Source organism: Delftia sp. SD018 (genome assembly GCF_017355445.1).
Lineage (GTDB): Bacteria > Pseudomonadota > Gammaproteobacteria > Burkholderiales > Burkholderiaceae_C > Comamonas > Comamonas acidovorans.
Genome location: NZ_JADDRN010000072.1, coordinates 1 through 689, shown reverse-complemented (window position 1 = coordinate 689; position 689 = coordinate 1). Strand labels below are relative to the sequence as shown.

1 protein-coding gene is annotated in these 689 nt (G+C 66.3%); it reads left to right on the top strand.

Annotated elements, in window-relative coordinates; translation table 11 throughout:
• Positions 1-689, top strand: a 689-nt coding sequence (locus INR38_RS28580) for a hypothetical protein (RefSeq protein WP_207444613.1), incomplete at both ends; no start/stop codon positions are given.

The following is a 689-nucleotide window of genomic DNA, read 5'->3' as shown; positions in this document are numbered from 1 at the left end:
GGTGCCTTCGGTCCCGCCACCAGCCTGACCATCAAGGACTTGGTGCCGGCAGGCATCAGCATCACAGGCGTGCCGACCGGTGCGAACGTGGCTAGCACGACCTGCACGCCCAACACCTTCCCGTTTGCGGGTAATGGCAGCTCCGTGCTGACGTGCACGGTGAACTTCACTGCGGCAGTGGCGGCCGGTGGCAGCACCAGCTTCAACCTGCCAGCTGTTCCGACGGCGGTGGGCTCGAGCACGAACACGGCCTCCTACGATCCGTCGGGCGGCATCAGCCCGGTCAATCCGACGGCCGGCTGCACAACAGACTGCGCTTCCACACCGGTGACTCCAGTCACGCCTGGCACGCCTGCGTTGACGGTTACCAAGGCCAACCCGGGTAGCCTGGCTGTGGGCACGCCCTTCAACTACGCGTTCTCCGTGTCCAACGCTGCCGGTGCCTTCGGCCCCGCCACCAGCGTGACCATCAAGGACCTGGTGCCTGCGAGCATCAGCATCACGGGCGTGCCGACCGGTGCAAACGTGGCCAGCGCGACCTGCACGCCCAACACCTTCCCCTTCGTGGGCAATGGCACGGCGATCCTGTCTTGCACGGTGAGCTTCACGACCTCGGTCGCGGCCGGTGGCAACACCAGCTTCAACCTGCCAGCTGTGCCGACGGCTGTGGGTTCGAGCACCAACACGGC